At 67.3% G+C, this 13,173-nt stretch carries 11 protein-coding genes, 1 tRNA gene and 1 other RNA gene; 7 read left to right on the top strand and 6 right to left on the bottom strand.

Annotated elements, in window-relative coordinates; translation table 11 throughout:
- Positions 1-118: 118 nt before the first annotated feature.
- Positions 119-1,744, bottom strand: a complete 1,626-nt coding sequence (locus tag HPO96_RS32385) for a long-chain fatty acid--CoA ligase (protein ID WP_171678217.1) — start codon at positions 1,742-1,744, stop codon at positions 119-121.
- A gap of 140 nt (positions 1,745-1,884) precedes the next feature.
- Between HPO96_RS32385 and HPO96_RS32380 the strand changes: the two genes are divergently transcribed.
- Together HPO96_RS32380 and HPO96_RS32375 are read left to right on the top strand one after the other, a co-directional pair.
- On the top strand, positions 1,885-2,364 hold the full coding sequence (locus tag HPO96_RS32380; protein WP_171678216.1) for a MarR family winged helix-turn-helix transcriptional regulator: 480 nt from the start codon (positions 1,885-1,887) through the stop codon (positions 2,362-2,364).
- A gap of 2 nt (positions 2,365-2,366) precedes the next feature.
- Positions 2,367-2,765, top strand: a complete 399-nt coding sequence (locus HPO96_RS32375) for an SRPBCC family protein (protein WP_171678215.1) — start codon at positions 2,367-2,369, stop codon at positions 2,763-2,765.
- Here the strand turns inward: HPO96_RS32375 and nadE are convergent.
- Entirely contained in the window at positions 2,762-3,580 is an 819-nt protein-coding gene (nadE, locus tag HPO96_RS32370) for an ammonia-dependent NAD(+) synthetase (protein WP_171678214.1), read from the bottom strand. The two genes, HPO96_RS32375 and nadE, sit on opposite strands and share 4 nt — an antisense overlap.
- Positions 3,581-3,628: 48 nt before the next feature.
- An RNA gene (gene ffs / locus HPO96_RS32365) (signal recognition particle sRNA small type) lies at positions 3,629-3,725 on the bottom strand.
- 96 nt (positions 3,726-3,821) lie between these two features.
- Between ffs and HPO96_RS32360 the strand changes: the two genes are divergently transcribed.
- Positions 3,822-3,909: transfer RNA gene (locus HPO96_RS32360), tRNA-Ser, on the top strand.
- Positions 3,910-4,394: 485 nt separating this feature from the next.
- On the opposite strand, the gene HPO96_RS38660 is transcribed toward HPO96_RS32360, so the two are convergent.
- A complete protein-coding gene (locus HPO96_RS38660) occupies positions 4,395-7,166 on the bottom strand; it encodes a helix-turn-helix transcriptional regulator (protein ID WP_171678213.1) in 2,772 nt (923 codons plus the stop codon).
- Here HPO96_RS38660 and HPO96_RS32350 point away from each other — a divergent pair.
- Genes HPO96_RS32350 through HPO96_RS32340 form a run of 3 tightly spaced genes read left to right on the top strand, consistent with a single transcriptional unit; the run spans position 7,165 to position 9,778 of the window.
- The gene (locus tag HPO96_RS32350; RefSeq protein ID WP_171678212.1) at positions 7,165-7,653 is read left to right on the top strand and encodes a DUF1579 family protein; all 489 of its coding nucleotides are present in this window, start codon (positions 7,165-7,167) and stop codon (positions 7,651-7,653) included. The two genes, HPO96_RS38660 and HPO96_RS32350, sit on opposite strands and share 2 nt — an antisense overlap.
- 32 nt (positions 7,654-7,685) lie before the next feature.
- Positions 7,686-8,366: a DNA alkylation repair protein gene (locus HPO96_RS32345; RefSeq protein WP_202886690.1), complete on the top strand. Its 681-nt coding sequence runs from the start codon at positions 7,686-7,688 to the stop codon at positions 8,364-8,366.
- Positions 8,363-9,778 carry a hypothetical protein gene (locus tag HPO96_RS32340; protein WP_171678210.1) on the top strand — a complete coding sequence of 472 codons (1,416 nt, stop codon included), beginning with the start codon at positions 8,363-8,365 and terminating at the stop codon, positions 9,776-9,778. Before HPO96_RS32345 ends, HPO96_RS32340 begins: the two co-directional genes overlap by 4 nt.
- 52 nt (positions 9,779-9,830) lie before the next feature.
- On the opposite strand, the gene HPO96_RS32335 is transcribed toward HPO96_RS32340, so the two are convergent.
- On the bottom strand, positions 9,831-11,090 hold the full coding sequence (locus tag HPO96_RS32335) for a vWA domain-containing protein (RefSeq protein ID WP_238355746.1): 1,260 nt from the start codon (positions 11,088-11,090) through the stop codon (positions 9,831-9,833).
- Positions 11,087-12,298 (bottom strand): AAA family ATPase, encoded by a 1,212-nt coding sequence (locus HPO96_RS32330; RefSeq protein WP_202886689.1) that lies wholly within the window; start codon positions 12,296-12,298, stop codon positions 11,087-11,089. The genes HPO96_RS32335 and HPO96_RS32330 overlap by 4 nt, the downstream gene beginning before the upstream one ends.
- 89 nt (positions 12,299-12,387) lie before the next feature.
- Here HPO96_RS32330 and HPO96_RS32325 point away from each other — a divergent pair, with 89 nt between their 5' ends.
- Positions 12,388-12,573 (top strand): hypothetical protein, encoded by a 186-nt coding sequence (locus HPO96_RS32325; protein WP_171678208.1) that lies wholly within the window; start codon positions 12,388-12,390, stop codon positions 12,571-12,573.
- Positions 12,574-13,173: the final 600 nt, after the last annotated feature.

Below are 13,173 nucleotides of genomic sequence, written 5' to 3'. Positions count from 1 at the left end.
CGTCGATCACCCACCAACAGCCGACGTCACGGACCGCCAACACTGCGGCTACCCCGGGCCGACGACCTGGCGCAGCGGTTCAGCGCGCCAGGCCTCGGCCCGGAGGCCGAGAGCGCGCTCACTCCAGGTGGTAGTTGGCGAAGCGGGTTCGGAGGTCTTTCTTGGAGAACTTGCCGACGGAGGTTTTGGGGACTTCGTCGATGAACTCGACGGCGTCAGGGAGCCACCATTTGGCGACCTGCGGTTCGAGGTAGGCGAGGATCTGCTCGGGGGTGACGCTGGAGCCTTCCTGGACGACGATGCAGGCGAGCGGCCGCTCGTCCCACTTGGGATGGGGGACGCCGATGACGGCGGCCTCCTTGACGTCAGGGTGGGCCATCAGGAGGTTCTCGAGCTCGACCGAGCTGATCCATTCGCCGCCGGATTTGACCAGATCCTTGGTGCGGTCGACGAGGCGGACCGAGCCGAACTGATCGATCGCGGCGACGTCGCCGGTCTTCATCCAGCCGTCTTCGGTGCTGAGCTGCACACCCTCGTCCGGGCGGTAGTACTCAGCGGCGATCCACGGCCCGCGAACCTGCAGCTCGCCGGTGGCTTCGTCGTCCCACGGGAGCTCGGTGATCGAGCCCGGCTCGACGATCCGAACCTCGACGCCGGGCAGCGGCACACCCTGCCGAGCGCGGAGCTTCGCCTTCTCCTCCTCAGGGAGATCCGCGTGCCGCGGCGGGACGTGGGCGGCGGTGGCGACCGGGCTGGTCTCGGTCATCCCCCACGCCTGCAGGATCGGCTTGCCGAGCTTCTCCCGGAAGGCCTCCGAGAGGGCCGCCGGCACGGCCGAACCACCACAGGGGATCCGCCGTAGCTTGGGCAGCTCCACCCCGTCCAGCAGCGGGAGCAGCCCCTGCCAGATCGTCGGCACCCCCGCGGTGAGCGTGACCTCCTGCTCCTGCAGCAGTTTCAGGATCCCCTGCGGGCTCATGTCAGGCCCCGGGAAGACCAGGCTCGCGCCGGCCATCGGCGAGGCATGCGCCAGACCCCACGCATTCGCGTGGAACATCGGCACCACCGGCATCACGGTGTCGGTCTCGGCCAGCCCGATCGCGGAGTTCGTCAGGACGCCGATCGAGTGCAGCCAGGTCGAGCGGTGCGAATACACGACGCCCTTCGGATTCCCCGTCGTACCGCTCGTGTAACACATGGCGGCAGCCTGGTTCTCGTCCGCGACGTGGAACTCGACCGGCTCCGCGGCGGCCAGCAGCTCCTCGTAGTCGTGGAACCGCGGGTCGTTCGGCACCTCGACGCCCGGCGCGCCCGGCGGCAGGTCGTCCATCACGACGACGTGTTTCAGCACCGGGAGCCGATCGAGCAACGGCAGGAAGAGCCCGAGCAACGATCGGTCGACGAAGACGACCTCGTCCTCGGCGTGATTGGCGATGTAGACGATCTGGTCGGGGAAAAGTCTGATGTTCAGCGTGTGCAGCACGCGGCCGGTGCACGGCGCCGCGAAGTAGAGCTCGAGGTGGCGCCCCGAGTTCCACGCGAAGGTGCCGACGCGGCCGTCGGAGGTGATCCCGAGCGTATCCAGGACGCCGCCCAGACGTCTGGTCCGCGCGGCCCACTCGCCGTACGTCATGGTGATCGGCGCCGGCCCGCCGGTGTGGACCGTCCGGTCCGGGTAGAACTGCTCGGCCCGGCGGAAGATGTTGTCCAGGGACAGCTGGTAGTCCTGCATCAGACCCTTCATGCAGACACTGTGCCAGTCGCGGTGTCGCCTTGACCATGACCTCAGCCGGACTTTCTCCGGCACTTTTTCGGACCTTTCAGCACCGCGCGGCACGCTCCGAAACAGATGACATGACATACGTGTCGTGTAATCTATTACCCATGCAGATGCTGGAGGAGCTGCGTTATCTCGTGCTGGCGATCCAGCGCGAAGGCAACCGGCTGCTCGCCGCAGAGCTGCGCCCGTTGGGCATCACGCCCTCCCAGGCCGAAGTTCTGCGCGTACTGCGAGACCACGGCCCGCTCACGCTGAACGCGTTGGGCGGCCTGCTGGTCTGTGAGACAGGTAACAGCCCGAGCCGCCTGGTCGACCGGCTCGTCGCGCAGGGTCTGGTGCAGCGCAGCGTCGACAAGGTCGACCGGCGCTACCTCGCGCTCAGCCTGACCGCGCGCGGCCGCGCGCTGCACCGGCGCGTCGTCACCGCGGAGAACCGGCTGCACCGGGCGATCGACGGCCTGGTCGCCGACCGCCCGCTCGGCGAAACCATCGCGACACTCCGCGCCGTCGCCGACGGCTTCCCGGCCGGAGCGGCTCTGGCCCGCCGCCGCGGCCACGCCCACGAACTCGCCCAGGAGAGATAGCCATGGAGCAAGCCACCGACACCATCCCCACCGGCCCATCCGCGATCAGGCACATCCTGCTCGACGCCCTCACGCTGCCGGAGTGGAACGAGGCGTTCCTCACCATCGACGGCCCGGCCGCCGCTGAGCAGGGCAGTCGGTACGCGCTGCGCGTCCGCCCGGGGCTGACCGGCGAACTGCAGTACACCGCCGTCGAAACCGACCGGATCGAGATCACCTGGCAGGTGCCCGGCTTCCGCGAGGTCGGCGTCTGGAGCATCGGGCCCGAGAGCCAGGTCACCCACACCTTCGAGCAGACCGGTCCGCTGGCGACAGTCCTCCGCCCCGCCTACCGCAACATCGCCACCATCCGGCTGGCCCGCCTCGCGAACCGCGTCCGGCAGCTCAGCCACAGCTCCTAGTCGACGGCGTACGGCATGACGCGCTTGTGAGCGGTACGCCGGTGCGTCGCGATGATCTTCGACGCCGCCTCGTCGCTCACCTCGCGGCCCTCGAGGAAGTCGTCGATCTCGTCGTACGTAACGCCCAGAACGGCCTCATCGGGCACACCGGGGTTGTTGGTCTCCAGATCGGCCGTAGGCACCTTTCCGGTGATCTCCGGCGCCGCACCGAGGTGTGCGCCGACCTCACGGACCCGACGCTTGCTCAGCCCCGACAGCGGCGTCAGATCGCACGCCCCGTCGCCGTACTTGGTGTAAAAGCCCATCACAGCCTCGGCAGCATGGTCCGTCCCGACCACCAGACCGCCACGTGCGCCCGCAACGACGTACTGAGCCACCATCCGCTGGCGGGCCTTGATGTTGCCGACGTGGAAGTCCTCGCGCTCCCCCAGACCAGCGTGCCGCACCGACTCGACCATCGCGTCCGTCGCCGGCTTCACATCCACCACAAGCGTCTCGTCCGGCTTGATGAACTCCAGCGACCGCTGCGCATCCGCCTCATCCGCCTGGACGCCGTACGGCAGCCGCATCGCCACGAACGTCGCCTGGCCACCCTCACCACGCACCCGCTCCACCGCGAGCTGACACAACCGCCCAGCCGTCGCAGAGTCGACCCCGCCACTGATCCCGAGCACGTACGACGTCGCCCCCGACGTCCGCAGCTTGTCAGCGAGGAACTCCACCCGCCGCTCGGCCTCAACCGCCGCATCGAACCCCGCCGGCACCCCCAGCTCAGCGATGATCAGTTCCTGCAGATAGCGGCGCTCGGCGCTCATCGAGCCTCCCCGAAAGGGCCCAAGGCTGGACCCCGAAATGGTCCTGGACACAAGGATTCCCCGCGCACCCGGAAGAGCTCACTTACCCTTGCTGCCTTCCGGCCCTGGGGGAGTTGGGCGAGATACCGCCACGCGGGGAACCAGCCACGAGTGTACCCGCCCCCCACCCCCAACCAGCAACCACCCCACAACCACCCCCGATTTCCACAACCCAGCCCCCCTCACGTATCCTCACCATCCTGGAGGATTCGCCTAGAGGCCTAGGGCGCACGCTTGGAAAGCGTGTTGGGGGCAACCCCTCACGAGTTCGAATCTCGTATCCTCCGCCACTCTCCGAGTGACCGATTGACCTGTGTTTCCGCAGGTCAGAGCAACATCCGGTCGCCGAGAGGGACCGAAGTAGCAACGGCCCGGCCGCGTCAGCGACCGGGCCGTTCGCGTTCTTGGTCTCATTTGCAGTCTCATTAGGCCACTCAGGCAGTCCGCTGAACCCGGCCGGCACCCTCATCCGGCCGCCTCGACTCCGTCCAGCCATCCAAGCGGTGGCCCACACCAGATCGCACGCCATGGCCAGCGATTGTCCTCGACCCGACGCTGTGGATCCGTACTGACGACAGCGGATGTACCCGGGACGCGAACTGCTGGGCACCCACTTCGGGCAGGCCCGACAGCTAGGCTGCCTAGGCGACGTGGCTCCACGGACATCAAAGGCGACATCGCCACGGAGGTCTTCTCGTACGGCGCCTTGCTGCGCGCCGAGCAAGTTCGAACCGCGTGGTTCAAAGCCACCCACCGGCGACGGATACCCCCGCGTTCATGATGTCTCGGTTGGTCGCCTTGCGGCTGTCGCGAGTTCGGTTCTGTTGGTTACGCCGAGCTTCGCGTACACGTGCGACAGGTGCGTCTTGACGGTGGCTCGGCTGATGAACATCCGCTCGGCAATGGCGGGGTTGCTGAGTCCTTCGACGGCGAGTTGGACAACGGCATGTTCGGTCGGCGTCAGGCTGTCCCAGCCGGTGTCCGGGCGCGTCCGGCTCCCGCGGGACCGGCGGGCGTATCGGACGGCTTCGTCGAGGGTCATCGCGATGCCTTCCGATGCCGTTGCCTCCGACGTCGGTTCGGGTGTGGGGAACGGATGGCGCGAGGGGTAGCCGAGTTCGTGGCGGGCGCGGCGGCACGCGCCGATGATCCGGTCCGCCTCGACCTGTGACCCCGCGTGGGTGGCGAGATCCGCGATCGCTTGGAGACTGTCGACGCAACCGAGCCGCAGTCCATGGTCCATTCGGATTGCCAGCGCTTCGTGATGAAGATTCTCGGCCCGCTCGGGATCTCGATCGGCGGCGAGCAGAGCTAGGACCTCCAGGGCATCGGCGGTTGTTGAAGGCATACCGAGTTGTTTCGCGACCCGAAGAGCGACCTGCGCGTGCTCGACGGCGCCGGAGCCGCCTGTCCGGTGCAGAGCGGCGGCAAGGCCTACCCGGCAACCCGGCGCCAGGTAGTTGTGGTCGCCGCCCAGCACCGACAGGCCGCGCTGGAACCAGCCCACCGCGTGTTCGGATTCCCCACTCCACAGGTGCAGATAGCCGACACGTTGCGCGAACTGCGGGACGAACGGCGGCGACTCGACACCGTCGACGACCCGTACGAACGGTTCGATGGCCGCCCATGCTTCGTCGAACTGCCCGGCGAGACCGAGAACATTGGCCAGCACGCCCTGCGCGGAACCGACTCGGTGGTAGTCGCCGAGCGGACTGGCGAGACGAACACCCTTCTGCGCGAACGAGATCGCGCGAACGAGATCACCGGTAAGGGCAGCGCTGACCGACTGGAAACCGACCGCCGTCGCAGCCACTCCGCGGTCGCCACGCGGAATCAGGCCGTCGACGGCCGACTCCAGTAGCGGCACGGCTCGATCGTGCTCGTCGCGGAGGTGACACACGATGCCCCACAGCGCGGTCGCTCCGTCGCGAACGAAGCCGTCGCTCACCTCGACGGCGATCGCGTCCGCGTCGGCAGCGAGGTCCCACGCTGCCTGGAAATCGTCGTACAGCTTGCCTACCCCGCTCAGCACCAGTGCCATGCCCTCGGTACGCCGGTCGCCGACCTCTCGTGCGATGACTGTCGCGGCCTGGGCGACGTCGTACTCGAGGCCGAGCGGTGCGGTCGTGTCGGCGACAAGCGCCAATCCGGTGAGGAGCCGGGCTTGCAGTTGCGACCGCTGGCCCGAGCACGTGTCGATGGCCGCTCGCAACAGGTCCAGCCCCTCGTTGCCGCGCTGGCTGAGTTGCCAGAACCAGGGCAGCTCTGCGGCGAGGCGGCGGCCACGATCCGGCGCGTGGACCAGGCCCCCTTCGATCGCGGCGCGAAGGTTCTCGTAGTCGGCGCCGATTACTTCGCGCCACGCGTCCTTGTCGGTGTCGAGCAGCGGCCGTGCCGTCTGCGCCAACTCGAGGTACGCGTCGAGGTGCCGATCACGAATCCGGTCGTTCTCCCCCGATTCGACCAGCCGGGTCACCGCATATTCCCGAACTGTCTCCTGCATTCGGTAGCGGGTTACCTCGCGACCTGTGTCGGCGACGAGCAGCGACTTCTCGATGAGCCTGCGCAACCCGTCGATCACCGCCCCGGCGGCATCGTCCCCGGCGCAGACATACTGGGCTGCAGCGGCGGTGAATGAGTTTCGGAATACGCCGAGCCTGCGGAACAGCGTTCGGTCGGCGTCGTCGAGCAGGTCGTGACTCCACGCGATCGAGGCCGCCAACGTCTGGTGTCTTGCCGCAACGCCGCGTGGTCCCCTGACCAGTAGCCGGAGCCGATCTTCGAGACCTCGGGCGATTTCCTGGGGGGACAGCGTGGCAGACCACGCGGCGGCCAGTTCGACCGCGAGTGGCATTCCCTCCAGCCGATGACACGCGATCCGTACCGCAGCGTCGTCAGTGGCGGCCTGCGCGCCGGCGCGCGCCCGAAACAAGGAGATCGCGTCGTCGTCACTCATCGGCGGCACCCGCCAGACCAGTTCCCCGGGGAGGTTCAGCGGTTCACGGCTTGTCGCCACGATCGTGACATCTGGGCACGAGCGCAGGATCTCGGCCGCGATCTCGGCTGCGACGGCGACGACGTGCTCGCAGTTGTCGAGGCAGATAACCATCTGGCGTGTTGCCAGTTGCCGTGCGAGCGAATGGATCGCATCGTCGGCGGCGAGCAGGACGCCGAGCGAGTTGGCGACCAACTCGCCGACCGCGCCAGGGTCGTCGGTCGCGGTCAGATCCACCCATCCGCGTCCATCGGGCCACCGATCCGCCGTGAGCTCGAGTACCCGGGCAGCCAGCCGGGTCTTTCCACAGCCCCCCGGACCGGCGATCGTGACCAGGCGCGCAGCTGCCTCCTTCCCCATGCCGGCGCTTGCCCCGTCGGTGACCGCCGCCGACAACGACATCAGTTCGTCGTCACGGCCGACGAAGCTTGTCATCGGGATCGGTGGGAACTGGATGGGAGGCATCAACGGAACAGTCAACCAGGTCGGCCGCCGGATATCGGCCAGCTGGCCGATTTTCCTGCCCAGTTGCGGCGGCAGGATCGCTGCCATGAGCAACTCACCCGAAACCCCCGTACCCGCCATCAGCCCGGACCCCGCCCTGAAACTGCTGGACCGTTTCGTCGGCTCCTGGACGATGGAAGGCAACCTGATCGGCTCGACGGAGAAGAACATCTTGGGCACCACCTCCTACCGGTGGCTGCCCGGCGGATTCTTCCTCGAGCAGCGTGTGCAGTTCGACTTCGCCGGTTGGGTGGAGATCGACAGCACCGAGATCATCGGATACGACCCGGCCACCCGGACGTTCCCGTCCCTCGTCTATGCGAACATGTCCCCGCAGCCGCTGCCGTATGTCTGGCAGGTCGATGGCGACGAGGTGACGATCACGGTCACCTACGGCCCGATGGATGCGACCTTCAAGGGGTCGTTCAGCGCCGACGGCAATCGGTTCCACGGCGCATGGCGGCCGAACCCCGGCGCCGACGAGGCAGTCAACATTGCCTACGAGATCGGCGGCGAGCGGGTCGGTGCGGCGTGACGGTTGCCGCATCCGCATCAGCGGACTGTTTCGTGGAACGGCTCACCGAGCTTCGCGCACCCGTCGACGTCGAATGGGCCCGCCGATTCTTCCGGACCGACGACGAGTTCCTCGGCGCGCGAATGGGACAGGTGTTCGCCCTGGCCAAAGAGTTCATCGAGATGAACCTCGATGAACTCGACAGGCTGCTGGACAGCACTGTGCATGAGGTCCGGGTCGGCGCGTTGAGCATCATGGGCAAGCAAGCCGTCCGCAAAACGACTTCTGACGATCACAGGCGCGCGCTCTACGAGCTCTACCTGCGCCGCATCGACCGAGTCGATACCTGGGATCTGGTCGACATCAGTGCCCACCAGGTGATTGGCGGCTACCTGATCGACTCGCCGCGCGATGTCCTCTACCGGCTGGCAGGTTCGCCGAACTGGCCGGAACGGCGGATCGCCATGTTCGCGACACTGCAACTCGTGCGAGCAGGCGACCTCGACGACACGTTCGCGATCGCCGAGATCCTGGTCGCCGACGAGCACGATCTGATTCACAAGGTGGTCGGCGGCCTGCTGCGCGAGGCGGGCAAGCACGACCGGCCGCGGCTGCGGCGATTTCTCGACCGCCATGCCGAACACATGCCGCGGGTCGCGCTGCGTCACGCGATCGAGCATTTCGACCCAGACCTGCGCCGCACCTACCTCAACCGTACAAAGGAAAGTACATGAAACCGCTCGTCGTCTCAGACATCAATCCGCGTTACTTCACGGCCGGCGATCGCGCGGTCTATTTGACCGGTTCGCACATCTGGAACAACCTGCACGACGGCATGGGGCCGGGTTCGGCACCAGACGAGCCGGAGCGCTTCGACTACGACGGCTACCTCGGCTTCCTGACCGAGCACGGCCACAACTTCATCCGGCTCTGGCGCTGGGAGCAGTTCAAGTCCCAGGCCGCAGGTGGTGATTACCACCTGAACATGGCGCCACAGCCGTGGCCACGGACCGGACCCGAGCTGGCGAAGGACGGAAAGCCGAAGTTCGACCTGGAACAGTTCGATCCGGTCTTCTTCGACCGGCTGCGCGACCGGGTGCTCGCTGCCCGCGACGTAGGAATCTACGTCGCGGTCATGCTTTTCGAGGGATTCGGGCTGCACCTGACCCCCTCGCCGGACAACGTCGAGGGCCATCCGTTCCATCCGGACAGCAACGTCAACGGGGTCGGGATCTCGTCCATCGTCGACTACCAGGTGTTGCCGCTCGACCCGCACGTGCGCGAACTGCAAGAGGCCTATATTCGGCAAGTTGTCGATACGGTCCACGACCTGCCGAACGTGCTGTACGAGGTCGCCAACGAATCCTCCGGAGCCGACGGCGACCGGGTGGTGTTTCCCGACGGTTCGACCATCGAGACCCCGATCGGTGACTCGACCCAATGGCAGTACTGGGTGATCGACGTGGTGAAGCGCTACGAGCAGGAGATGGGATACGACGCGCACCCGATCGGGATGACGATGCAATATCCCGTCCCGGACCAGACCAAGGTGAACGACGTGCTGTTCGACAGCCCCGCCGACTGGATCTCGCCCGGTTTCGACGACCAGCAGTTCACCGGCCGGTGGTATACCGATCCGCCCGCCGACGACGTCCGCAAGGTCGTGATCGCCGACACCGACCACTTCGCGCCTGGGATGGGCGACGCATTGTGGGCATGGAAGTCGTTCGTGCGTGGGCAGCACCCGATCCTGATGGATTTCGGGATCATCGACGGAGTCGAGCCTGTCGGCGACGGCTACCACACGTTCGAGGCCGGCCGGTACGCGATGGGCGACACATTGCGCTTCTCCGAACGGATCGACCTATTGCGGTCGACGCCCCGCGGCGACCTGTCCTCGACCGGCTATGCGTTAGCGAATCCCGGCACGGAGTACCTCGCGTTGCAGCCCGACGAGGGGCCGTTCACCCTCGCTCTCGAGGCCGGAACCTACGACGTCGAATGGTTCAGCGTCACCCCCCGTGAAACCGTCCATGCGGACGAACTGACGGTGCCGGCAACCGCCGCAATTGACTTCGCAGCGCCATTCGACGCCACCCCAGCAGTACTCCTTCTGACGTCGCGGGCCGGCGCGAACTCTCACTGAACCCCGCGCTCCGCCACTCTCCGAGTGACTACCCGACCGGTGTTTCCGCTGGTCAAGGACAGTGTGTGGTCGTTCGTCGCCAGGCGCCCGCCGTCAGGCGATGGTTACTACTCGGGCCCAGGGAGGTGGGGGGTCTGGGGTGTAGTCGGGGTCGGTTTCGTTGTGGGGGGGTTGGGCGGGGGAAGAGGCCTACGACGGTGCGGCAGGCGGGCTGGGTGGTGGGCCATGGGGTTTGGCCGTCGGTGAGGGCGACGACTACGTCGGGGCGAGTTTGGAGAGCTCGGGTGAACCCGGCGCGTAGGTCTGTTCCGCCGCCGCCGAGTAGTTCGAGGTCTTCAGCTCGGCAGAGCGGGACGGCGACGCCGGCCGCCGCGTCGCAGGAGATGACTGAGACGAGGTCTCGTCGGCCGCCTACGGCGCGCGAGATGGCGGCTACCTCCAGCAGGGCGCTTCCGAGTTCGGCATCGCTCACCGAGCCGGACGTGTCGATCACTACGCAGACCCGGGGCGGCTTCCGGCGCAGGCTCGGCAGTAGGACGCCGGGCACCGCGGCCGACCGGCGGGACGGGCGCCGGTAGCTGTGGTCGTCGCCCGCTCCCGGTGCACCGGCTGCCGAGCGGACCGCAGCTCCCAGCAGCTGCCGCCATGGCTGCGGTGGATGGAACGCCTCTTCCGCCCACCGCCGCCAAGACCGTGACGCGTTGCCAGGCCGACGCTTGATCCCCTCAGCTACCCGGAACCGGACTGCGTCGCGCTGCTGCTTGCTAAGCCCGTCTGCGCCCTCGGGTCCTAGCTCCCAGGGCCTGTCCCGGCCGTCCGCGCCGCTGCCGCAGTCCAACCACGTCAACTCCACGGCCAGACCGGTCAGCGAAGCACTCCGCAGGTACTCCTCCATCAGCAGGTCATTAGGTAGCCCCAACATCGAGGGCATAGCCGCTCCTGCTGGCCAAGGGAGGCCCTCGCCATAGATGTCGTCGTTGATCTCGAAATCGGCGGCGATGTTGAAACGAAGCCGGTCCCCCGGCCCGTACGCCGCTTGCTCGCGCGCGAACCGCTCGCCACGCCCGTGGTGATCCCGGAGCAGGTGCGAGACCTCGTGCACCCAGACACCCGCCAACTCGTCAACAGGGGTTTGCAGCACGAAGCCGGGTGATACGTAGCAACGCCAGTACGCGTCGACGGCCATTGTTGGCACCGACCGGTCTTCGACCACGTGCAGCGCGAACAACGCGCCCGCCAGGTACGGGCGGACCTTCGCTGCGTGCAGCCGGGCGGTCAACAGCTTCTCGACGTCCAGCGCGCGCCGCGTCATCGGCGTACTCCCGCGACGGACTGGTCGGACAGCCGGGCAAGGTCGACGACGCCGGCGAACCTCTCCAGAGCATCCGGCACCTCCCAGTCGTCACGTCGCAGTTCGGCCAGTGCCATCGCCGGAGTGACCAGCAGATCCGGTACGCCGGTCTCCAGCGCCCGGATCAGGACCGCCCAGGCCGCCTCCCAACGCTCGCGCTCCGGCTGTGCGCCGACTGCAGCTACGACGGCCTCAAGTGCCGCCTGGCGCAGGTCTCCCCGGGCGGGCAGTTCAGCGGCGGTCGGATTGGCCAGCAGCGATTCTGGATCCGGCAGCTCCATACGGTCGAGGTGGGCGAGCAGTTCGAGGCCAGGGCCGTCGCCGACCGCACCTCGCACCAACAGAGCGAGTACCTCGCGGGAAGCAGCTGCGACGGTGCCGAAGGCCAGCAGAGTCAGAGCGGTCTCCCAGCTCCGCGGCGAAGGCCATGCGCCGCCGCGCCGCGTTTCGGTGTTCGGCAGTCGGTGGATGAGGGTGGGTCGGGCCTCCAGAAATCCACAGACCGCCCGGCGGGCGTAGGCGACAGCCTCCGGCAGACGCTCGGGTGCCAGCGCTGGGAGTACAGCGTGGGGCCAGGTACCTCCCAGCCCGCGGACTACTACCTCGCGATCGTGCACCCAGTACAGATGGACGAATCGGTTCGCCAACGGCGGGCTCAGCTCCCAGCCGTCGGCCGCAGACGCGCGTGGGTTGGCCGCGGCGACGATTCGGATGCCGGGAGGCAGTTGCAGAGCTCCGACCCGTCGCTCCAGGACAACCCGGAGCAGCGCGGCTTGAACGGCCGGTGCGGCAGTAGAGAGCTCATCGAGAAAAAGGAGGCCGCGCCCTGCCCGCACGAGATCCACAGCCCACTGCGGTGGCGCCATCGGCACGCCCTGCACCGCAGGGTCGTCGCCGATGATCGGGAGGCCGGAAAAGTCGGTCGGCTCGTGGACGCTGGCGATCACTGTTGTCAGTGGCAGATCGAGGGATGCTGCGAGCTGGGCCAGAACTGCGGTTTTACCGATGCCCGGCTCGCCCCACAGCAGCACTGGCAGGTCGGCAGCCACCGCCAGCGTGAGAGCCTCGAGTTGCTCGTCAGAGCGTGGTTCGGTCGTGGTTGTCCGCAACAGCGCCAAGAGGTCATCGGCAACCGACAGCTGCGAGGGCGTGCAGGTGCTAAGAGTCATATGCATCACGTGAGGTGTGTTCAGGGAACGAGGCGGTGCTCGTTCCGAAGATGTGCGAAACGTAGGGCTAGGCCGGTGCGGAAGAGCCCGTGGTCGACGCGGCGGGCCGCCGCCAACTGGAGCTCCTGTCGGAGCGGACCGGCGTCCAAGATCGCTCTAGGCCCGAGAAGCGCTTCGACCACGTCCAATGCGCCGTTGAGGTCGCCGTGCCTGATGCGGTCCTGAACTGCGGGCAGTTCGTCCGGATCGCGTTGTACGGCGTCGATTGCTCGTAGACAGGGCAGTGCGGGCCCACCCAACGCGACCAACAGTCCCTCGCGGCGCAGTTGTTCCGCGTCGTGATCGACTGCGGCTAGTACGCCGTCCCGGAGCGCTATTCGGTGGACGTCGCCGCGGCACTCCACCACGTGTGGATCGCTGGCTCTGGTGCTCTGCACCGAAGCGGTTGCGGGCACGACTGCTGCTAGCGCGGGACCGACAAGCGGGTGGAGTCGATCAGAGGTCAGCAACCCGGCTCGGAGTAGCTCCAGATCTGGCAGGAGCCGTGCGGCCGCTTCTGGCAGCACAGGCAGCTCTTGCGAAGGCAGAACACCCTGCAGTTGCCGCAGCATCGGGAGATGGCTCTCATCAGGTGCCACTAGCTCAAATACCGCACGTCTCCGTGGACTGAGCCGTACGACGAAGCGCCGACGGCTCTCCGTCCCCAGCAGCAGTTCGGCCTCGGCTGGCCAGCGAGCCAGCGCCCAGGAGCTAGTAGTCGGCAGACCCAGTGCCGCAGCGTGGTCTTCCGTTGGTTCCAGGAACGCCCCGCATCGCCGGGCCAGCTCGCCGCAGCGCGTCGCGTCCCAGAGGTGTCGGTGCAGGTCAAGCCGGAA

The organism is Kribbella sandramycini (genome assembly GCF_013131805.1).
GTDB classification, from domain to species: Bacteria; Actinomycetota; Actinomycetes; order Propionibacteriales; family Kribbellaceae; genus Kribbella; species Kribbella sandramycini.
Note: the sequence above shows the minus strand (reverse complement) of the source record. Positions and strands in the feature narration are given on the sequence as shown.